We start from the raw sequence: 20,107 nt of genomic DNA, 5'->3' as shown, positions 1-20,107 counted from the left end.
GCCACCCGGCTCGGCTTCGTCCGGTGGGTGTGCCCCGGCCGGCGGAACGGGTGTGGGCAGGGGTGCGGTCAGCCGGTGCGGAAGAAGTCCTGCGGGTCGTAGTGGGCTTTCACCGCGCGGATCCGTGCGGCGTTCGCGCCGTGGTAGGCCGTGTCCGGCAGGTCCGGGTCGGCGAAGTTCACGTACGCCCCGCCCGTCCCCCACGGGCCGAGCAGGTCCCGGCTGTGCCGAACGCGGGCCAGCACGGCGTCGCCCCGGCGGGCCGCGCCGCCCGGACCCACCAGGACCGTGTGCTTGACCAGGAAACGCGCGTCCCGGTGCGCGAACGCCGTCGCGTCCCCCGGGGTGCGGGCGTAGGCACCGCGCCACGGCGTGAACGCGACCTCCCTCAACTCCCCCACCACCCGGTCGGCGGTGAAGTGGGCCAGCAGCGCGGCCACCGCCCGGTCCGGCAGCGGCCGGTCGAAGAACTCGGTGGTCGCCGTCGACATCCCCGGGCGGTCGTGTGCCAGCGGGTTCTCCGCCGGGTCGTGCGCGACGGCGGAGTACGGGGTCGCGTGCAGCAGCGCCGCGTCCTCGGCCGACAGGTCGACCACCTCGGCCACGCCCGGCGGGACGAGGTCGGCGGTGAACGCCTCCACCGCCGCACGGTCCGGTGCCGCGCCGATCAGCACCGCCACCGGCGGCTCCTCGGGGAACTGCGGGCCGAACAGGACCAGTTCCGCCGCCAGCCCGTCGTCGGCGTCCGGTGCCCACCGCTGCCACCACGCCACCAGGCCGGCGGCGTGCTCGAACGACCATTCGAGGCGGAAGTGCGTGCGCGGCACCGCGGTCGCGGTCCGGAACGTCGCCGAGATCACCACGCCGAACCGGGCACCCCCGGCCCCGCGCAGCGCCCACAGCAGGTCGGGCTCGTCCTCCGCGCGCACCACCCGGCCGTCGCCCAGCACGACCTCCGCCGACACCAGCGCGTCGCACGTCAGGCCGTGCAAGCGGCCGTGGCTGCCGAACCCGCCGCCCAGCGCCGCGCCGACCACCCCCACCGAGGGGCACGACCCGGCCGGGACCAGTCGGCGCAGCGGGGCCAGCACGGCGGCCAGCCGGCCGATCCGCACGCCGCCGCCGACCGTGACCAGGCCGTCGACCACGTCGACCCGGTCGGCCGGGGTCACGTCGACCAGCAGCCCGGACGTGCTGGAGTGGCCGGCGTTGCTGTGCCCGCCGGCGCGGACGGCGAACGGCAGCCCGCGCGAGCGGGCGTGGGCCAGCGCCTCGGCGACGTCCTCGGCCGAGGCGCAGCGGGCGACCGCGCGGGGCAGCACCTCGACCGGGCGGCCGATGAACTGGCTGCGGGACAGGTCGTAGCGCTGGTCCCCCGGTCCCACGAGGTCAAGCATCGGCGTACATCCGGCTCTGCAGCTCGTACAGCTCGGCGTACCGGCCACCGGCGGCCAGCAGTTCGGCGTGCGTGCCCTGCTCGACCAGCCGCCCGTCGTGCAGCAGCAGGATGCGGTCCGCGTGCCGCACGCTGGCGAGCCGGTGCGTGATCAGCACGACGGTCCGGTCGGCGGCCAGCGCCCGCAGCGACTCGTACACCGCGAACTCGGCCTTGGCGTCCAGCGGCGCGGTCGGCTCGTCCCAGATCAGCAGCGGCGCGTCGCGGTAGAGCCCCCGGGCCACGGCGAGCCGCTGCCACTGCCCGCCGGACAGCTCCACACCGCCCCGGAACTGCTTGGACAGCAACGTCTCCCACGCGTCGGGCAGGCCGGCGACGACCTCGTCGGCACCCGCCTGGCCGGCCGCGCGGCGCACCGCCGCACCGGACGGGTCTGGGCGCTCGTGCCGGCCGACGCGGACGTTCACCCGCGCGGTGTGCGGCCAGCGGATCGGGTCCTGGAGCACCATCATCACCCGGTCGGCGGCCTGCCCCCGGTCCACGTCGGCCAGGTCGCGGTCGCCCCACCGGACCCGGCCGGCCGTCGGCGGGTAGAGGCCCGCGATCAGCTTGGCCAGCGTGGTCTTGCCGGAGCCGTTCTCCCCCACCAGCGCGACGGTCTCCCCCGGTTCGATGGTCAGCGTGACGTCGCGGACCGCCGCCCGGTCGCTGCCCGGGTAGCCGAACGTGACCCGGTCGAGCACGACCCGGCCGGGGTCCACCGGGTCGGCCGACCCGCCGGGCGGGGTCTGCGCGGCGGCCAGGAAGTCCTGGTAGTCCGCGACGTACAGGCCCTGCTCCACCAACTGGTTCGCGGCCAGCACCAGCCGGTTGAGGGCGGTCGTGGCGACCCGCACGGCGATCACGGCGGTGCCCGCGACCGCGAGCGGCACCCAGCCCCGGGAGACCAGCAGGCCCAGCACCGCGTAGGTCACCGCCAGGCCGATGCCCGCCAGCGCGCGGCCGATCCCGCGCACCCTAGCCTGCGCGGTGGCCAGCCGGACCTCCTCGTCGCGCAGCGGGTCCGCCGCGACGCGGTACTCGTGCAGCACGAACGGCTCCGCCCGGTACGCCCGGACCTCGGCGGCCGGGTCGCGCTCCGTCGCCAGGTCCGACACCATCTGCACGCGCCGGTCCAGCGCGACGGTCCTGCCGACGCTCGCGTACGCCAGCCGCGCGGCGCGCTGCACCGCCCACCCGTCGGGGACCACCGCCAGCAGCAGCACCGGCAGCAGCACGGGGTGCAGCGCGGCGAGGCTGCTCGCCGCCGCCGCGATGCCCAGCAGCGAGCCGATCAGCTCGACCAGGTTGTCGGCGGCGCGCTCCAGGAAGAACAGGCCCCGGTCACGGGCCCGGTGCATCCGGTCGTAGAACCGGGCGTCGTCGAAGGACGCCAGGTCCGCGCCCAGGCTGGCCGCGTACAGGCGCTCCTCGGCCAGCCGCCGCACGGCGGGCGTGATCCGGGCGTGCGCCAGCGCCACGCCGACGTCCATCGCGCCGCGCAGCCCGAACGCCGCGCCCACCACCAGCAGCTGCGGCAGCGCGGCGACGACCCGGTCGGCGGTCGGCCCGCCGGCGAGCAGCTCGGTCAGCACACCGGTCGTGGCGAACAGGCCGAACGCGGCCGACGCCCCGGCCACCAGTTGCATGACCACGACGGCGAGCGCCGGGCCGGGCGCGGCGCGGCGGACCAGGGCCAGCACCGGCCAGGTGGCCGAGGGCAGGCCGCGCAGCGTGCGGCGCGGCGCGCGGTCGGTGTCGTCGAGCTGCCAGTGCGGGGTGACCAGCGCGCCGTCGCGCGGGTCGGCTTCCCCGGTCACCGGGCCGGACCGCCGTCCGGCAGCAGCACGGACGGCAGGTCGCAGCCGGGGTGCATCCGCAGCAGCTGGTAGGCGATGCCGCCGGAGCCGGACATGACGCTGGGCGAGTACACCTCGCGGGCCAGGCCGGTGGTGGGCCCGTTGGCCTCCAGGCTGCCCAGCACCATCGCGTCCAGCCCGGCCCGGTCCAGGCCGTCCGGTGCCGCGCCCGCCGCCAGCGCCGTGGTCAGCAGCTCCCAGGTGCCCAGGTCGCCGTGGCACAGGGTGTGCGTCCAGCCGATGCCGTCGCGCAGCGCGGACGCCGCCGCGCGCCGCAGCACGTCGGGGTCGTCGGTGGCCAGGCCGACGCCGACCGCGCCGTGGCACCAGGCGGCGGCGACGGTGTCGGGCTCGCGCGGGTCCAGCCACGCCCCGCGCCCGGCGTCGTACCAGGTCTCCTCGTAGGCGGCGGCAGCCCGCGCGAGGTCGGCGAAGCGGCGTTCGCCGGTCGCGCCGGCGAGCCGCCCGAGCGCCCACCCGATGCCGGTGGCGCCGTGCGCGAAGCCGCCGATGCCGTCCGGCCAGTTCGGCGCGGCCCACCGCGCCCGGCCGCCGGTCACCACCGCGTCGGCGGCGAGCACGTCCCCGGCGCGCACGGCCAGGTCGGCCCACCGGTCGTCGCCGGTCCGCTCGGCGAGCAGGAGCAGCGGGACGATCGCGCCGGCCGTGCCGACGACCAGGTCGGGGCCCTCGCTCGCGGCGATCGCGGCGGGCATCTGGTGGGCCAGGAACACCGCGTCCTCCACCGCGTTGCCGCCGGTGCCGAGGTCGGCCGGGTGCGCGGCGGCGGTCCGGTGCCGCGCGGGGCCGGCGCGGTGCGCGGTGTCGAGCCCGAGGCGGTCGAGCGCGAGCCAGCACCAGATCTGCGAGCCGAGGCCGATGTAGCCGCCGGTCGGGTCGGGGCGGCGGCGGGTGTGCTCGGCCTGCCCGGCCCACCAGCGCTGGGTCAGCCGCGCGGTGCGCACGGTCTCGGCCAGCAGGTCGTCCACGTCGGCGACGGGGTCCGCGCGGCCCGCCGCGACCTCGTGCCGGTAGCCGGCCAGCAGCACCGCCACGCCGAGCGTGCCGCCGTAGAGGTCGGGGGTGAGCGGGGTGGTCTGCCAGCCGGAGCGGTCCAGGACCGGGGCGAACCAGGTGGCCGTGCCGTCCGCTCCCCGGACCGCCTCGCCGGCCAGCTCGCACATCAGGCGCGCGGCCAGCGCCCGGCGGCGCGCGTCGAGCCGGGCGGGGTCCGGCGGCGGGGCGGGCAGCCGGCCCAGCTCGGGTTCCGCGCCCTGGTTGAGGTAGGCGCTGACCAGGGCGGCGTGCGTGACCCGGCGTTCCAGGGCCAGGTCGGCGGTGCGCCAGTCCTGCAGCGCGAGCGCCACCTGGTCCACCCTCGGGCCGCAGACCAACCCGCCGGGGGTGTGCAGCCACCCCTCGGCCGGGGTCGTGGTGAACACCGGGATGTCGCCGACCAGCAGCTCCGCGACCTCGGCGGCGTGCACGCCCGGGTCGCCGGGGCCCCGCGTGTTCATCGAGTGCCGGGCCAGCAGGGCGCGCGCCCTGCGCTCGGCGGCGTCCTGGTCGTGCAGGCCGGCCGGGTGCCACAGCATCCGGGCCAGCTCGGTGTAGGACTCGGTGTCCCGGACGATGACCCGCACCACGCAGTCGGCGAACCCGGCCAGCAGCGGGGCCAGCTCCCCGTCCCGGTCCAGCCGGGTGATCCGCCCGGCCATCGCGTCGAACCCGGCGACCACCGCCGGCCAGTACCGGGCAAGCCGGGGGCGCGGGCCCGGCAGGTTGCGGGTCGGCGGGAGCTGCTGCGGCACGATCGCCACCCGCGCGGTGTCGGTGCCCGCGCCCACCAGGTCCGGCAGGCCGATCGCGGGCTGCTCGCCGGGCAGGCCGCCCATCGCCGACCCGTCCACGCCGCGCCACCCCAGCCCCGCTCCCCGGCCGGGCAGCAGGCCGGTGCGCAGCACGGTCCGGGTGAGCTGCTCGGCCACCCGGTCGGTGGCCTCGCCCGCGCCCGTCGGCGGGTGCGGCGGGCGGGGCGTGAACACGCTCTCGCAGTCCACCACGACCGGCACCGGGCCGCACGCGATGATGTTCTCGGCGTGCAGGTCGGTCCCGGACACCAGCCGCATGACGGCCAGCCAGTGCCCCAGGTTGGTGTAGAACACGGCCAGCTCGTCCTCGCTCGCGCAGTACCGGTGGTCGACGTGCTCGGCCCAGCCGTAGCCGTCCCGGACCACCGCCGCCGGCACCCGGATCGGGTGCCGGTCGCCGCCGGTCAGCACGGCGAGCAGGCCGGCCAACCGGTCGTCCACCTCCATCGGGCGCGGCTTGTAGACCACGGTGCCGCCCGTGCAGTGCACCAGCGTCACCGAGTGACCGCCCCGGTGGCTGTCGCCCGCGCCGAACTCCACCTTGCGCAGCTCGCCCGCCTCGGCGCCCAGCAGCGCGGCCAGCCGGGGCCGGTCCTCGGCGAAGCGCCGGGCCAGCACCGCGATCGCGGCCACCCGGTGGTCCACGGTCGTCCGCAGCCGGGTGACCAGGTGCGGGTAGTGGCGGGTCAGGTCGTGCCAGTACGACTCCCGCGCGGCCACCGCCAGGAACTCCGCCCAGCGGCCGGCCGGGTCGTCGGCGGTCAGCGCACCCGTCACGCGGGCCGCGTTCAGCTCCAGGACCAGGACGCGGACCACCTTGCGCCGCACCACGTCCAGCAGGACGGCACGGGCGGCGTCGAGCACGGCGCGCGCCTCGGCCGCGCCGAGGCCGGCGACCTCGGCCAGGCAGCGGGACAGCCGGTCCGTCGCCGGGCCGAGCAGCCATTCCAGGGTTCGGTCGAGTTCGCCGACCTCGTCGCGGGTCATGCCGGGGTCAGCAGCAGTACACCGGGCGGGACGCGGTGCACGACGAGCAGCGGCTGCCCGGCGGGTTGCACGCCACGATGTCGCCCTCGGCGAACTCGCCGTTGGCGAACAGCGGGCCGGCCGGGTTGTCCGGCTCGTCGAGGCCGGCCCGCCAGCGGGCCACCACCTCGTCGGCGTCGAGCAGCAGTGCGGCAGTCATCCGTACTCCTTCCTCAGCAGGAGCGGCGAGTGTAGAAATGCGGTGCACACGGGAGCGCACACGGCGAAGTGGCCTTCCGGCGTTCAGCCGCGCCGGTCGCGCCGAACGGCCTCGTACAGCGCGGCGGTCGACGCGCTCGGCTCAACGCCCAGCTCCGAGTCCAGCACCCGCACCAGCCGCTGGTATACCGCGAGCGCCTCGGTGCGCCGCCCGGCCGCCGCGAGCGCGCCGACCAGGTTGTGCCACAACCGCTCCCGCAGCGGGTGCTCGACCACCAGGCCCGCGAGCGCGGGCACCAGGTCGTGGGCGCACCCCAGTGCGAGCCGCACCTCGGCCAGGTCCTCGATCGCGCACAGCCGCTGCTCGTCCAGCACGGTCACGTCCGGCCGCACCACGTCCGGGACGGGTGCGCCGGACATCACCGGGCCGCGCCACAGGCCCACCGCGCGGGCCAGGCAGCGGGCCGCGTCCGCGTCCGCGCCGCACGCGCGCAGCTCGCGGCCCTCGGCCAGCAGGTGCTGGAACTGCGTCACGTCCACCACGTCCGGGTCGGCCGCGAGCACGTAGCCGGCGCGCGAGGTGACGATGCCCGCCCCGTCCGGGTCGACCGCGTCCAGCAGCCGGCGCAGCTCGGCGAGGTGGCTGCGCACGTTCGCGGCGGCCGACGCGGGCGGGCGCACCGGCCACAGCGCGTCGATGATCCACTCCAGCGGCAGCGCCCGGTTGGCCCGCACCGCCAGCACGCCCAGCAGGACGCGCACCATCCGCCGCGCGGGGTGGCGGACCACACCGCCCGCCCGGACCGCCGGCCGTCCCAGCACCAGCACCGACATGACGACCCACTCCCCTGCCCGCGAGGAACTTCCGGCCTGCGACGATGCGCGCCGGGGGTCCGATCCGGAACGGGGCCGGCCCAGGTCGCTGCGGTCTGACGAAGGGCTCCGCGCGCGGGCCGGCCCAACCGGCGCAACCCCGACCCCGGTCCGGGTGCCCCCGTGCGGCGGATCGGGGGGATCCCCGATGGCGCGCGGCGGTCGGCGCTCCACACTGGGCGGACCTCCGGCGGAAGAGCAAACCGATGCACCCCAAGGAAGCCGACCCGACCACGCACCGGGTCCGGACCATCACGCGGCGTTCACTGCTGGTCGGTCTGCCCCTGGCCGCAACGGGATTCGCCCTGCGCGGCAACCCGCCCGGCGCGGCGGTGGTGGCCGACGCGGACCGCGCCTCGGACCGCGTGCTGCGCCCGTGGGGCGCGCTGCCGGCCGAGGCGCGCGGTGGGACCGGCGTGACGGTGACCGACCGGGGCGAGGTCCTGCTGCTGCACCGGGGCGGAGCCGGGTTCGCGGCGACCTCGCCGCTGGCGGTCGACCCGGTCGTGGTGCTCGACGCGGCGACCGGCGAGGTGCGCGGCACCTGGGGCGCGGGCAGGTTCACCGCGCCGCACGCGATCTCCTCGGACCGCCGGGGCCGGCTGTGGATCACCGACGTGACGACGAACGAGGTCACCGTGTGCCGGCCGGACGGCACCCCCGACCGGACCATCGGGCACGACTACGGGTTCGGCCTGGACACCTGCCTGGCGGTGCGCAACGAGCTGACCAACCTCCCGTGCACCGGCGACCCCTACATCTTCGCCCGCCCGACCGACGTGGCCGTCGCGCCCGACGACCTCGCCTACGTCGCGGACGGCTACCGCAACTCCCGGGTGGCCCGGTTCGACGGCGACCGGTTCACCGCCGAGTGGGGCGCGCTGGGCGACGGGGCGGGCGAGTTCGCCATCCCGCACGGCATCGCCTTGCGCCGCAACGGGGACGTGGTGGTGGCCGACCGCCGCAACGCGCGCGTGCAGGTGTTCGACCGGGACGGCCGGCACCTCGTGACGCACGCGTCGCCGGAGATCGGCCGACCCTACGACGTGGCCGTCGGGCCCGCCGACACCCTCTACGTGCTCGACGGCGGCGACGCGCTCGACGTGGCCGGCGGGCAGCGGCGCGGGTACGTGGTGTCCCTGGCGGACAACGGTTCCGTCACCGGCCGGTGGGCGTTGGCCGACCAGTCCGCCGACCCGCACCAGCTCGCGGTCGGGCCGGGCGGCGAGCTGTACGCCGCCGCGCTCACCGGTCCGCCGCTGTGGCGCTGGGCCCCGGCGTGACCCGGTCGGCCAGGAGCTGCCCCGGCCAGTCCCGCACCGAGAACTCGCGCACCCGCTCGAAACCGTTGCGCTCGTAGTACCGCACCAGCCGGCCGTCGCCACCCGCGTAGCAGTCCACCCGCACCAGCCCGACGCCCTGCGCGCGGGCCTGACCACGGGCGTGGTCGAGCAGCGCGGTCCCGACGCCGCGCCCGGTGAACGCGCGCGAGGTCACCAGGACGCGCACGTACAGCTCGGGCTCGTCGGCCTCGGGCACGTACTCCGGCGCCTGGTGGGAGTGGGTGAGCACGCCGGCCGGCGCACCGTCGACCTCGGCCACCCACACCACGTCCTCGCGCACCCGGTCGGCCATCCGCGCGGACCGCTGCTCGTCCGCCGACCACGGTTCGCTGCCCCACTGGCCGGTGCGGCCCGACGCGGACAGCCACGCCACCGCGCCGTCCAGCATCCCCAGCAGCGCGCCCAGGTCGGCCGGCCCACCTCGACGGATCTCCACCACGTCCCCCTTCACCCGGATGACCTTTCCCGACCTTAAGTCAGCCGGGCGCGCGGTCGGCCACTGTGGACGGCGCGGCTGCGCGGGGCCGGGTGTAGCGGTGCTTGACGCCGACCGGGAAGTGCTCGGGGTCGCCGGCCGGCCGCAGCACCACCTCGGGCCGCTGCCGCCCGGCCGGGACGTAGTGCGCGAACTCGCTGTTGAGCCGCACCAGGTGCGCGCGGATCGACTCGGCGACCTCGCCCGGGTCGGCGGTGCGGCCGGGTGCCAGCTCGACGGTCACCCGCAGCACGGTGTCCTCGTCGGCGTCCGACACCGTCTCCAGCACGAACTTCCCGGTCACCAGGTCGCTGACGCCGGGCTGCTCCAAGCCGACCGAGACGTTCTCCGGGTACACGTTCGCCCCGAAGTACGACACCGTGAACATCGACCGCCCGAAGACGAACACGAACGGCATGTCGTTGTAGAACGGTATGTCGCACCCGTTGCGGCGGAGGAACTCCTGCATGTCCACAGAGGACAGGACGCCGCCCTCGTCGGCGATGTGGTAGCGGATCAGCGGTATCCCGTTGTCGCCGGAGAACAGCAGGGTGCCCTCGGACACCTCGAAGTACCGGCTCGCCGGGTCGTACTGGACGAGCGTGGGCAGCCGCGAGCCGCCGAACAGCTCGCGCGCCAGGTCCGGCCGCCCGGCGAGGAAGCGGCGCACCGACACCGACAGCGGCGTCTCGTTGCCCAGCACGCCCGCGTCCGCCGTGCCGTAGAGCGACGCGGTGTCGCGCACCGGGTCGGCGATGCCCAGCCGGCCGGCCACCAGCGTGCGCCACTCCTCGCTGAACACCTCGCCCGCCAGCACCAGCTTCACGTGGAGCGGCGCCCAGTCGAACCCGGCGGAGTCGACCACGTCCTTGACGAACGGCGGGTAGCCCAGCAGCACGACCTGGTCGAAGTGCCCGGCCAGCTCCGGCAGCACGCGCAGGACCTCGGCCTTGTTGTTGCCGGGCGCGACGGTGGTGACCGGGTAGCCCTTGGCCGCCAGGTGCCGCACGCACGCGGTGGTGAACAACCCGCCGACCCAGGTGCCGAGCGGGAAGCACACCACGGCGAGCGTGCTGCGCTCGTGGGCGCGGAACCCGTCGCGGAACACCTGCTCGAACCGGCGGGCGACGGCCAGTTCGTCGACCAGGGAGCGCGGCCACACCGTCGGCCGCCCGCTGGACCCGGACGACACGGCCACCAGGTCGCACCCGTCGAGCCGGCCGTCGCGGCACAGGTCGGGCAGCGGGTGGCGGCGGTGGTAGTTGTCCTTGTCGGTCAACGGGAGCCGGCGGAAGTCGTCCACGGTGACCACGCCGGCCGGGTCGACCCCGTGCGCGGCGAGGAACCGCCGGTAGGCGGGCACGGTCGTGGCGACCCGGTGGAACAGGTCGAGGACGGACCCCTCCACCAGGTCGTCGGCGAAGAACGACCGGAGGCCCTCTGCGACGCGGGCGGGGCGATCGACATCCATGGCGCCACCCTAGAGCGCCGGCGGGTCGTGCGGACCACCCGCGAACCCGCGCTGCGGCCGGGTCCGGCGCATGGCGCCACGGCCTGATCGCCGAGCGCGAAATCGCCCGCCCGCACCGCCGCACCCGGTAAAATCGGCGTCAAGACCTTGGACGGGGGGCGCCCATGGCCGACACCACCTTCACCCCACCCGGCGCGGGGGACCTGTTCCCGCCGGAGATCTTCGGCGGGGTCACGAAACCGATGGTCCTGGTCGTGCTGTCGACCGTGATCATCGCGGGGTTCTTCCTGATCACCACGCGCCGGCTGAAGATCGTGCCGACGCGCGTCCAGTTCGCCGCCGAGTCGGTCTACGACTTCGGCCGCAACACCATCGCGCGGGAGCAGATCGGCGGCAAGGACTTCGCGCCGTACGTGCCGTTCATCCTGTCGCTGTTCACGTTCGTGCTGGTGAACAACATCTTCGGGATCATCCCGCTGATCCAGTTCCCGACCATGGCGCACGTCGGGTTCCCGATGGCGCTGGCCCTGCTGCTGGTGTTCCCGACCTACCACGTGGTCGGCATCCGGCGGCACGGGCTGCGCGGCTACCTGCGCAACCAGTTCGTCTACCCGGGCGTGCCGAAGCCGGTGCTGTGGTTCCTGCTGATCCCGACCGAGATCATCCTGAAGTTCTTCTTCGACCCGGTGAACCTGGCCATCCGGGTGTTCGCGGCGATGTTCGCGGGCCACCTGCTGGTGGTGGTGTTCGTGCTCGGCGGCGAGTTCCTGCTGCTGCACGCCGGACCGCTGGTGAAACCGGTGTCGCTGATCAGCTTCGCGCTGGCCATCGGGATCACCCTGCTGGAGGCGCTGATCCAGGTCCTCCAGGCGTACATCTTCGCCACGCTCAGCGCGCACTACATCGGCCGGGCGCTCGCCGCGAACCACTGACCGGCGGCGGTCCCGGGCGGGCACAATGGCCTCCTCGGACGGAACCGGCGGGTGGGCGGAGGCGCAACGGTGGCGGAGCCCGGCGAGGAGCGCGTGCAGGTGCCCCGGCAGGAGGGCGGCGACCCGGCGTGCCGGCTGTCGGAGGTGTGCCCGGAGTGCGGGTTCCTGGACGACGGCGAGCCGGCGGCCGTGTGCCCCCGGTGCGGCGCGGACGGAGGGTCCCGGTGAGCGCCGCGCCCGTGGTCGCGGGCGCGGCCTGGCTGTGGCTGGGGATGGTGCTGGCGATCTCGTTCCTGGAGGCGCCGCTCAAGTTCCGGGCCCCGGGCGTGACCGTGGTGGTCGGCCTGGGCATCGGGCGGATCGTGTTCCGGGCGCTCAACGCCGCCGAGGTCGTGCTGTCCGCCGTGGTGCTGGTCGCGGCGGTGGCGGGTTCGCCGCCCGCCTGGGTGTGGGGTGCGGCCGGCGCGGCCGTGGTCGTGCTGGCGGTGCAGCTCGCGGCGGTGCGCCCGGTGCTGAGCCGGCGGTCGGACCGGGTGCTGGCGGGCGAGGACCCGCCGCGCTCCCGCGCGCACCTGGTCTACGTGGCGCTGGAGGTGGTCAAGGTGGTGGCGCTGGTGGTGCTGGGCGTCGCCGCGCTCGCCCGGGCGTGACCCCGGGTCAGGCCCACTCCCAGGAGATGCCGTAGATGCCCGGCTGCGACTTCGCCTGGAACGAGTGGACGGACCGGGCCGGGTCGATCGGCAGGCGGCGTCGGCCCTCGGTCGGCGCGTCGACCTTCGCCCGCCGGTACTCGTAGCAGCGCGCGGGCAGGGTGGCCCCGTCGAAGAACACCTGGAGCAGGTAGCTGCTGGTGGCGGTGCGCATGAGCCGCTCGTGGTGGCGGGACGGCACGTCGCACCCGCCCATCCGCCAGTCGTACTCGACCACGGCCGTCTCGTTCTTGGCCAGCGCGCGGCCGAGGTGGATCTCGGCGGCGACGTAGCCGGCCTCGTCGTCCACCCGCAGGTCGGCCAGCGCGCCGCCGCGCACGACGAGGTCGTGCGGCATCACGTCGCCCTCGGTCACGCCGTGCACGACGAGCAGCCGGTCGCAGCCGTTGTTGACGCCCCGCAGCACCTGCCGGGTGGCGATCCCGCGCAGCGACCGGCGGGCGTCGACGAAGCACTGCTCGGTTGTCGACAGCACGGCCACGTCGGGGTTGGGGTTGGCGAACCCGTCGCCGAGCACGGCCCGCGCCGGCGAGTCCTCGCCGTAGAGCGCGGCGAAGCTCAGGCCGGGTTCGGCCAGCCACCGGCCCCGGGGCCTGCGGGGTTCGAGGAAGTCGAACAGGGTGTTGGGGGGCAGGTCGAGGATCGCCTCCAGCTCGCGCAGCGCGCGCAGCGACTTCGGCCGCTCGGGGCGGCTGCGGCCCTGCTGCCAGTAGCTGAGGGTGGCGAGGCTGATCTCGACGCCGCGTTCGGCGAGCCGCGCGCGGATGCGGTCCAGGGTGAGGTCGCGCCGGGCGATCGCGGCCCGCAGGGCGTCGGCGAACTTCTCCTGGCTGAGGACCTGCTCGGGGCCGGGACGTTCCTGAGGAGCTGCCACGACTAACGATTATCACCCAAATTGGTGAATACCGATACCCCCTTTTGGGGGTATCGGTATTCACGTCGTCACGCTGGGCTTACCTCACGTTGAGCGTCAGCCCGTAGTAGGACAGGGCGTCGCCGAGCGGCTGGAAGTACGAGGACTTGCCGCTCTGCACCCCGCCGTTGAAGGTGCACTGCTGGCCGGTGGGCCCGCCGGAGGTCATGCCCTGGGCCTGGGTGCCGGAGATGTAGGCCCCGCCGCTGTCGCCGCCCATGGTGCAGACGGTCGACTTGCCCAGCCCGCGAACCACGGTCGAGGGACCGCCGTTCGGGTCGGTGTAGGTGACGGTCTGGTTGTAGCCGGTGATCGAACCGCAGGTCCACCCGGTGGTCGCGCCGGACTTGCAGATCGACGCCCCGACCGCACCCCGGCTGCCGCCCTTGACGCTCACCAGGCCCGCCGCGCCCCAGGTGCCGACCTGGGTGGTGATCGAGCTGCCGGAGTCGACCTTCGCCACGCCCATGTCGACGCTGTCCCGGCCCAGCGCGTAGCGGGTGCCGGCGCCCTTGGCGAACCGGGTGCCGTCGAGGTGCAGCGTCGGCAGGCCCGCGACGCAGTGCCCGGCGGTCACCAGGTACTGGGCGCCGGAGCTGGTGCGCGCGCCGAAGCCGACCGAGCAGTAGCCCGAGCCGCCGTTGATCGTCATCTTGCTGCCCGGGTAGACGGCGACCTGCGTGCTCAGGGTCTGCGCGACCCGCTCCACGCGCACCGCCGAGCCGTGCCGCGCGGCCGAGGCCAGGAAGTCCTTCGCCAGTGGCCGGGAGGGGTCGACCACCTGGATGGTGACGACGTCCGACGCCACGTCGACGCCCCACGAGGCGATGCCGGCGGGCACCTTGCCCTCGGCGAGCCGGTCGAGGTCGGCCTGCACGGCGTCGAGGGCCCGCTCGCCCCGAGCCGGCGTGCGCGCCGCCAGCCCGGCCGCGCGGGCGCGGTCCGCGCCGGCCCGGTCGACGTTCACCGTCAGGGTGCCGGAGCCGTCGAAGTACGCGCCGTCGACGCGCACGCCGCCGGCGACCAGGTCGGCGAGCCCGCGCTGCTGGGCGGCCTCGCGGTCGAGCCGCTGCACGGCCTCGGTGTCGCTGACGCCGAGGGTGCGGGCGAGGGCCGCGACCATCTCGGGCTGGTAGTCGGACCCGGCGGCGGACGCGGTCGTGCCGCCCGCCAGCAGGGTCGCCGGGATCAGGCAGGAAAGGGCCGCTGCGCCGAGCACGCGGTTTCGGGACACGGTGTCAACCTTTCGCAACCGGGGCGGGCCACCACAGGGAGAAAGCGCGCGGAGAAACGACTTGCGCTCGATCAATGGCCCGTCCCCGACCGGCGGGATTCCTCCCGCCGTGCCGCCAACTGTGCCCCGCACCGGCCGATCCGGGCAATGGAGTGCCTTTCACAGGCGGCCTGAGCCGACGTTGAAAAACACGCTCCGCCACGATACTGCAGGTAGAAGGCCGGTCCAGCGCCCGCTGGAAGGCTCAGGGGCCGTTCTGCAATGCCTTGGCCGAAGAATCGGCTATTTCATTCTCCAATGGACCGGAGAAGTGCGCGACGACGTCCGCCGTGAAACCGCAAGACGACCCGTCGACATTCACCGAGCGTGTTCGGAACCGGGGCCGCCGCGTTCAGCGGTCGGCGACCTGGGGCAGGTCGTGGCCGAGTCGGTCGCGCTTGGCGGTCAGGTAGCCGATGTTGTGGTCGGTGGGCGGCACCAGCAGCGGCACCCGCGCGGTGACCGGGACGCCGTGCTCCTCCAGCGCGCGGACCTTGTCCGGGTTGTTCGACAGCAGGCGCACCGAGCGCACCCCCAGGTGCCGCAGCACCAGCGCGGCCGGGCGGTAGTCGCGGACGTCGACCGGCAGGCCCAGCTCGGTGGCCGAGTCGACCGTGTCGAGGCCGTGCTCGTCCTGCAGGACGTGCGTGCGGACCTTCTCCACCAGGCCGATGCCCCGGCCCTCGTGCCCGCGCAGGTACACCAGGACGCCCCGGCCCTCGCCCACCACCGCGTCCAGCGCGGCGGTGAGCTGCTCCCCGCACTCGCAGCGCACCGCGCCGAAGATGTCGCCCGTCAGGCACTCCGAGTGCACGCGCACCAGCACGTCCTCCCCCGACCGCACCTGCCCGAGCACCAGGGCCAGGTGCTCGTGGCCGTCCGCCCGGAAGGCCACCGCCCGGAACGCGCCCCGCCGGGTCACCAGGCCGGACTCGGCCACCTCGTCGTCGCCGAACACTTCCTCCCGCACGCGGTCCCCCTCGTCCCCCGGCTCCGGCCGGTTCGTTCACTACGCTCGACCGCAGGTCGTGCCCATCTCGCGCCCCCCGTGGAGGTCACCCTGTTCAGCATCACCGTCCGCGACCACGTGATGGTCGCGCACAGCTTCCGAGGCGAGGTCTTCGGACCGGCGCAGCGCCTGCACGGTGCAACGTTCGTCGTGGACGCGCGGTTCACACGGCCGGAGTTGGACCAGGACAACGTCGTCGTCGACATCGGCCTGGCCACCCGGGAGCTGGGCGCCGTGCTGGCCGGGCTGAACTACCGCAACCTGGACGAGGTCCCCGAGTTCGCCGGGATCAACACCACCACCGAATTCCTGGCCAAGCACATCGCCGATTGCCTGGTGGCCCGCGTGCACGAGGGCGCCCTCGGCGAGGGCGCGCGCGGCCTGTCCGGCGTGGAGGTGTCGCTGCAAGAGTCACACGTCGCCTGGGCGAGCTACGAGCGGACCTTGTGACCGGGTACTTCGTCGTCCCCGACAGCCGGGTGCCCAGCGGCGGCACCACCTACAACCGCCGGGCCGGCGGCCGGCTGCGGCCCGTCGTGGTCGCCGGGGACTGGCCCCGGCCCGACGACGCCGCGCGCGCCGGCCTCGCCCGCGCGCTGGCCGGGCTGCCCGACGGCGCGGCGGTGCTGCTCGACGGGCTGGTCGCGTGCGGCGTCCCGGAGGTCGTGGCACCGCACGCCCGCAGGCTGCGCACCGCCGTGCTGGTGCACCTGCCGCTCGCCGAGGAGACCGGGCTCGACCCGGCGGTGGCGGCGGCGCTCGACGCGGCGGAGCGGGCCTGCCTGCACGCGGTGGACGCCGTCGTGGCCACCGGGCCGACCGCCGCCGAACGGCTGGCCGCCCACCACGGGCTGGCCCGGGTGCACGTGGTCGCGCCGGGTGTCGACCCCGCGCCCCGGGCACCCGGCACCGACGGGGTGTCGGCCCTGCTCTGCGTCGCGTCGGTGACCCCGCGCAAAGGCCACGACGTGCTGGTCGAGGCGCTGGCCCGGGTCGCCGACGCGCCGTGGCGCTGCGCGTGCGTCGGACCGCAGGAGCCCCGGCACGCCGCGTCCGTCCGCGCCGCGATCACCCGGCACGGCCTCGACGGCCGGGTGGAGCTGGTCGGGCCGCTGGTCGGCACCCGGCTGGACGCGGCCTACGCCGCCGCCGACCTGGTCGTGCTGGCCTCCCGCGCCGAGACCTACGGGATGGTGGTGACCGAGGCGCTGGCCCGGGGGCTGCCCGTGGTGGCCGCCGCCGTGCCCGACGCGCTGGGCGACGGCGGCTGGTCGGTGCCGCCCGGCGACGCGGTCGCGCTGGCGGCGGCGCTGCGCCGCTGGTTCCACTCCGCCGACGACCGGGCCGGGTTGCGGGAAGCCGCGCTCCGACGCCGGGCCGAGCTGTCCCCGTGGGCCGACACCACCGCCGGGCTGGCGCGGGTGCTGGCCAACCTGCGGGCATGACCTCCCCCGGCTTCGCCCCGGAGTGGCTGGCCCTGCGCGAACCGGCCGACGCCGCCGCCCGCTCGGTCGGGCTGGCGGACCTGGCCCGCGACCGCGTGCTGAACCGGGACCCGGTGGTCGTCCGTGACCTGGGGTGTGGCACGGGATCGATGGGGCGGTGGCTCTCCGCGCGGCTGGGCGGCGCGCAGCACTGGGTGCTGCACGACCGGGACCCCCGGCTGCTGGCCGTGGCGGGTGCGGCGGTGACCGGGCCGGGCGTGACGACGCGGACCGCCGAGGGCGACCTGTCGGCACTGCGCGCCGCCGACCTGGCGGGCACGTCACTGGTCACCGCGTCGGCGTTGCTCGACGTGCTGACCCGCGAGCAGGTGAACGGCTTGGCGGCGGCGTGCGTAGGAGCGGGTGTGCCCGCACTGCTGACGCTGTCCGTGGCCGGTCGGGTCGAACTGGACCCCGCCGACCCGCTCGACGCGCGCTTCCAGGACGCGTTCAACGACCACCAGCGCCGGTCCGGTCTGCTCGGGCCGGACGCGGCGCGGGCCGCCGAGGAGGCGTTCGCGGACCTCGGCGCGCACGTCGAGACCCGGCCGAGCCCGTGGCGACTGGGCCCGGCGCACGCCGCGCTGACCGCCGAGTGGCTGCGCGGCTGGGTCGGCGCGGCCGTGGAACAGGACCCGGCACTGGCCGCCGACGCTCCCGGCTACCTGCGGCGCAGGTCGACCGGAGGGCTGCGGGTCGTCGTGCACCACACCGACCTGCTGGCATTCCCGTCATGATCTGGCCGTGGCTGCGCCTGGTCGCAGCGGTCGGTGTGCTCGCCGCGCTCGCCTGGCGGTGGGGGTCGGAGGCGTTCCTGGACGGGCTGCGCGTGGTCGACCCGTGGTCGGTGGCCGCCGCGCTGGCGATCGGGCTGGTCACCACGGTGCTCAGCGCGTGGCGGTGGTGCGTGGTGGCGCGCGGGCTCGGGCTGCCGCTCGCGCTCGGCGCGGCCGTGCCGGCCTACTACCGGGCGTTGCTGCTCAACGCCGTGCTGCCCGCCGGGGTGCTCGGCGACGTGCACCGCGCGGTGCGCCACGGCCGGCGTTCCGGGGACGTCGGGGGCGGCGTGCGGGCGGTGGTGTTCGAGCGGTTCGCCGGCCAGGTGGTATTGGTGCTGGTCGCGGTCGTGGTGCTGGTCGCGCGGCCGGTCGCGGTCGACCTGCGGCCCGGCTCGGTGATCGGCGCGGCAGCGGCGCTGGTGGTCGGCGCCGTGGTGGCGAGCCGGGTGCCCCGGGTCCGCGCCGCCCTGCGCCGGGCGCTCCGCGACGCCCGCAGCGCGCTGCTCACCCGGTACGCCCTGCCCAGGGTCGCGCTCTCGTCGGTGGTGGCGGTCGCGGGCCACGTCGCGCTGTTCGTGGTCGCCGCCCGCGCTGCGGGCTGCACGGCGCCACTCGGGCAGGTGGTGCCGCTGCTCGTGCTCGCGCTGCTGGCGATGGCGGTACCGGTGAACGTCGGCGGGTTCGGGCCGAGGGAGGCGTTCCTGGCGGTGGCGTTCGGGTCGGCCGGGCTGGGCGCGGCGCAGGGCGTCGCCACCGCCGTCGGCTACGGGGCGCTGACCCTGCTCGCCGCCCTGCCCGGGGTGCTCGTCCGGGTGCCGCGCTCAGAGCGCGGCGAGGTGGTCGGCGAACGAGGCGACCAGGCTCGCCAGCAGGTCCCGGCCCTTGCGGGCTGACGCCAGGGACGGCCGGCCGACCACGCCGGAGGAGGTGTAGTGGTGCAGGCCCCGGGTCAGCAGGTGCGGGCGCTCGTCGGCCAGGTGGTCCACCCGGTCGGGGCCGACCAGGTCCGGGCGCACGTGCAGCAGGACCGAGGTCTCCAGCTCGCCGGCGTGCATGTCGCTCTGGCCGGAGGTCTCCAGCCCCGCCGCCGCGCGCGCGGCGTGCCAGTCCGACCGGCCGGGGAACAGGCCGAGGCCGGTCCCCTCCTGCACGACGTTGGACAGCACGTGGTTGCCGCCGTGCCCGTTTACCAGCACCAGCTTCGGCACGCCGGACCGGCGCAGCGACTCGGCCACGTCGGTGACCACCGCGTGCAGGGTCCGCGCCGAGATGCTGACCGTGCCGGGCCACGCGGCGTGCTCGTGCGAGCAGGAGATCGTGATCGGCGGCAGCGCCAGCACCGGGTGCGCGGCGGCGACCCCCTCGGCGATCGCGCACGCCACGACGGTGTCGGTCACCAGCGGCAGGTGCGGGCCGTGCTGCTCGAAGCTGCCCACCGGCAGCACCGCGACCTCCGCGCCCAGGTCCCGGACGTCGGTGGTCGTGGCGCGCGGCAGCGGGTCACCGGTCATGCGCGGCACCGTAGTCGACCCGGTGGCACAGGGCGGGCAGCCCGCCCGGCCCCGTCAGCACGCCGGGCAGGTCGTCGAACGGGCTCGCGCCGGTGACCAGGGCGTCGAACACCGGGTCGGCGAGCAGGTCGAGCGCGAGCGCCAGCCGCTGCGCGTTGCTGCGGTCCGGGCGGCCGACCACGCCCACCTGGCTCGCCCGGACGGTGAGCCGCCGCGCGTGGAAGTGCTCCCCCAGCGGCACGCCGACCCGCCGGTCGCCGTACCAGCTCAGCTCCAGCACCGTGCCTTCCGGCGCGAGCAGGCCCAACGACGTCTCCAGGCCGGCCTCCGACGCGCTGGCGTGCACCACCAGGTCCAGTCCGCCTTCGGCCTCCCCGGGGGTGGCGAAGGCGACGCCGAGCGCGTCGGCGACGGCCCGCCGCGCCGGGTCGACGTCCACCAGCTGCACCCGCGCGCCGGGGAACCGCGCCAGCAGGGCCGCCACCGAACAGCCGACCATCCCGCCGCCGACCACCGCGATCCGGTCGCCGACCCTCGGCCGGGCGTCCCACAGGGCGTTCACCGCCGTCTCCACCGTGCCGGCGAGCACCGCGCGCGCCGGCGGCACCGCGTCCGGGACGGGCGTGACGGCGTGCTCGGGCACCACGTACCGGGTCTGGTGCGGGTACAGGCAGAACACCGCGCGGCCGACCAGCGCGGGTGGGCCGTGCTCGACCACCCCGACGTTGAGGTACCCGTACTTGACCGGGAACGGGAAGTCGCCCTCCTGGAACGGCGCGCGCATCGCGGAGCGCTGGTTGGCCGGCACCTCGCCGCGCAGCACCAGGCTCTCGGTGCCCCGGCTGACCGCCGTGTGCAGGGTGCGGACCAGCACCTCCCCCGGCCCCGGGTCGGGCAGCGGCGCGGACCGGATCGCGCAGGTGCCGGCCGAGGTGAACCACAGGGCCCGTGCGGTGCGTGTCATCCGGAAACCTCTCGAAGACC

Annotated in this window: 20 protein-coding genes; 8 read left to right on the top strand and 12 right to left on the bottom strand. The window is 75.7% G+C overall.

All coding sequences use genetic code 11. The features are described from left to right. Nucleotides 1-68 precede the first annotated feature (68 nt). From AB0I60_RS21820 to AB0I60_RS21800, 5 genes are all read right to left on the bottom strand, one after another. Nucleotides 69-1,397 (bottom strand): FAD-binding oxidoreductase, encoded by a 1,329-nt coding sequence (locus tag AB0I60_RS21820; protein WP_360732400.1) that lies wholly within the window; start codon nt 1,395-1,397, stop codon nt 69-71. Then, complete coding sequence (locus AB0I60_RS21815; protein WP_360732399.1) at nt 1,390-3,255, bottom strand: ABC transporter ATP-binding protein; 1,866 nt, start codon at nt 3,253-3,255, stop codon at nt 1,390-1,392. Before AB0I60_RS21815 ends, AB0I60_RS21820 begins: the two co-directional genes overlap by 8 nt. Continuing rightward, nucleotides 3,252-6,152, bottom strand: a complete 2,901-nt coding sequence (locus tag AB0I60_RS21810; RefSeq protein WP_360732397.1) for a type 2 lanthipeptide synthetase LanM family protein — start codon at nt 6,150-6,152, stop codon at nt 3,252-3,254. Before AB0I60_RS21810 ends, AB0I60_RS21815 begins: the two co-directional genes overlap by 4 nt. A 7-nt stretch (nt 6,153-6,159) precedes the next feature. After that, nucleotides 6,160-6,351: a DUF6229 family protein gene (locus AB0I60_RS21805; protein ID WP_360732395.1), complete on the bottom strand. Its 192-nt coding sequence runs from the start codon at nt 6,349-6,351 to the stop codon at nt 6,160-6,162. Between the two features lie 83 nt (nt 6,352-6,434). Then, nucleotides 6,435-7,184: an AfsR/SARP family transcriptional regulator gene (locus AB0I60_RS21800; protein WP_360732393.1), complete on the bottom strand. Its 750-nt coding sequence runs from the start codon at nt 7,182-7,184 to the stop codon at nt 6,435-6,437. Between the two features lie 245 nt (nt 7,185-7,429). Between AB0I60_RS21800 and AB0I60_RS21795 the strand changes: the two genes are divergently transcribed. After that, nucleotides 7,430-8,506, top strand: a complete 1,077-nt coding sequence (locus AB0I60_RS21795) for a peptidyl-alpha-hydroxyglycine alpha-amidating lyase family protein (protein WP_360732391.1) — start codon at nt 7,430-7,432, stop codon at nt 8,504-8,506. On the opposite strand, the gene AB0I60_RS21790 is transcribed toward AB0I60_RS21795, so the two are convergent. Next, nucleotides 8,469-9,017 carry a GNAT family N-acetyltransferase gene (locus AB0I60_RS21790; protein WP_360732390.1) on the bottom strand — a complete coding sequence of 183 codons (549 nt, stop codon included), beginning with the start codon at nt 9,015-9,017 and terminating at the stop codon, nt 8,469-8,471. The genes AB0I60_RS21795 and AB0I60_RS21790 overlap by 38 nt on opposite strands. 25 nt (nt 9,018-9,042) lie before the next feature. Continuing rightward, nucleotides 9,043-10,512: a phenylacetate--CoA ligase family protein gene (locus AB0I60_RS21785; protein WP_360732388.1), complete on the bottom strand. Its 1,470-nt coding sequence runs from the start codon at nt 10,510-10,512 to the stop codon at nt 9,043-9,045. Between the two features lie 164 nt (nt 10,513-10,676). Here AB0I60_RS21785 and atpB point away from each other — a divergent pair, with 164 nt between their 5' ends. From atpB to AB0I60_RS21770, 3 genes are all read left to right on the top strand, one after another. Beyond that, nucleotides 10,677-11,444: a F0F1 ATP synthase subunit A gene (gene atpB / locus AB0I60_RS21780; protein WP_360732387.1), complete on the top strand. Its 768-nt coding sequence runs from the start codon at nt 10,677-10,679 to the stop codon at nt 11,442-11,444. A 69-nt stretch (nt 11,445-11,513) separates the two neighbouring features. Further along, on the top strand, nt 11,514-11,672 hold the full coding sequence (locus tag AB0I60_RS21775; protein WP_360732385.1) for a hypothetical protein: 159 nt from the start codon (nt 11,514-11,516) through the stop codon (nt 11,670-11,672). A gap of 44 nt (nt 11,673-11,716) precedes the next feature. Continuing rightward, nucleotides 11,717-12,094 carry a hypothetical protein gene (locus AB0I60_RS21770; RefSeq protein WP_360732853.1) on the top strand — a complete coding sequence of 126 codons (378 nt, stop codon included), beginning with the start codon at nt 11,717-11,719 and terminating at the stop codon, nt 12,092-12,094. A gap of 7 nt (nt 12,095-12,101) precedes the next feature. On the opposite strand, the gene AB0I60_RS21765 is transcribed toward AB0I60_RS21770, so the two are convergent. The 3 genes from AB0I60_RS21765 to AB0I60_RS21755 all read right to left on the bottom strand — a co-directional run bounded on the left by AB0I60_RS21765 (nt 12,102) and on the right by AB0I60_RS21755 (nt 15,310). Then, nucleotides 12,102-13,028, bottom strand: coding sequence for a helix-turn-helix transcriptional regulator (locus AB0I60_RS21765; protein ID WP_360732384.1), 927 nt, complete (start codon nt 13,026-13,028; stop codon nt 12,102-12,104). 79 nt (nt 13,029-13,107) lie between these two features. Next, nucleotides 13,108-14,301 carry a S1 family peptidase gene (locus AB0I60_RS21760; protein ID WP_360732382.1) on the bottom strand — a complete coding sequence of 398 codons (1,194 nt, stop codon included), beginning with the start codon at nt 14,299-14,301 and terminating at the stop codon, nt 13,108-13,110. A gap of 391 nt (nt 14,302-14,692) precedes the next feature. Then, nucleotides 14,693-15,310 carry a GTP cyclohydrolase II gene (locus AB0I60_RS21755; RefSeq protein WP_360732380.1) on the bottom strand — a complete coding sequence of 206 codons (618 nt, stop codon included), beginning with the start codon at nt 15,308-15,310 and terminating at the stop codon, nt 14,693-14,695. A gap of 90 nt (nt 15,311-15,400) precedes the next feature. On the opposite strand from AB0I60_RS21755, the gene AB0I60_RS21750 reads away from it, so the two are divergent. From AB0I60_RS21750 to AB0I60_RS21735, 4 genes are read left to right on the top strand one after another with little or no spacing between them, the layout of a single operon-like run. After that, entirely contained in the window at nt 15,401-15,799 is a 399-nt protein-coding gene (locus AB0I60_RS21750) for a 6-carboxytetrahydropterin synthase (protein ID WP_360732851.1), read from the top strand. Next, the gene (locus AB0I60_RS21745) at nt 15,796-16,794 is read left to right on the top strand and encodes a glycosyltransferase family 4 protein (RefSeq protein ID WP_360732379.1); all 999 of its coding nucleotides are present in this window, start codon (nt 15,796-15,798) and stop codon (nt 16,792-16,794) included. Before AB0I60_RS21750 ends, AB0I60_RS21745 begins: the two co-directional genes overlap by 4 nt. After that, the gene (locus AB0I60_RS21740; protein ID WP_360732378.1) at nt 16,791-17,570 is read left to right on the top strand and encodes a class I SAM-dependent methyltransferase; all 780 of its coding nucleotides are present in this window, start codon (nt 16,791-16,793) and stop codon (nt 17,568-17,570) included. Before AB0I60_RS21745 ends, AB0I60_RS21740 begins: the two co-directional genes overlap by 4 nt. Next, the gene (locus AB0I60_RS21735) at nt 17,567-18,505 is read left to right on the top strand and encodes a lysylphosphatidylglycerol synthase transmembrane domain-containing protein (RefSeq protein ID WP_360732377.1); all 939 of its coding nucleotides are present in this window, start codon (nt 17,567-17,569) and stop codon (nt 18,503-18,505) included. Before AB0I60_RS21740 ends, AB0I60_RS21735 begins: the two co-directional genes overlap by 4 nt. Here AB0I60_RS21735 and AB0I60_RS21730 read toward each other — a convergent pair. Beyond that, on the bottom strand, nt 18,434-19,123 hold the full coding sequence (locus AB0I60_RS21730; RefSeq protein WP_360732376.1) for a creatininase family protein: 690 nt from the start codon (nt 19,121-19,123) through the stop codon (nt 18,434-18,436). The genes AB0I60_RS21735 and AB0I60_RS21730 overlap by 72 nt on opposite strands. Then, complete coding sequence (locus tag AB0I60_RS21725) at nt 19,113-20,087, bottom strand: zinc-binding alcohol dehydrogenase (protein WP_360732375.1); 975 nt, start codon at nt 20,085-20,087, stop codon at nt 19,113-19,115. The genes AB0I60_RS21730 and AB0I60_RS21725 overlap by 11 nt, the downstream gene beginning before the upstream one ends. Nucleotides 20,088-20,107: the final 20 nt, after the last annotated feature.

Source organism: Actinosynnema sp. NPDC050436 (assembly GCF_040655415.1).
Classification (GTDB): domain Bacteria; phylum Actinomycetota; class Actinomycetes; order Mycobacteriales; family Pseudonocardiaceae; genus Actinosynnema.
The sequence above is the reverse complement of the archived record's forward strand: the minus strand, read 5'-3'. Positions and strand labels throughout refer to the sequence as shown.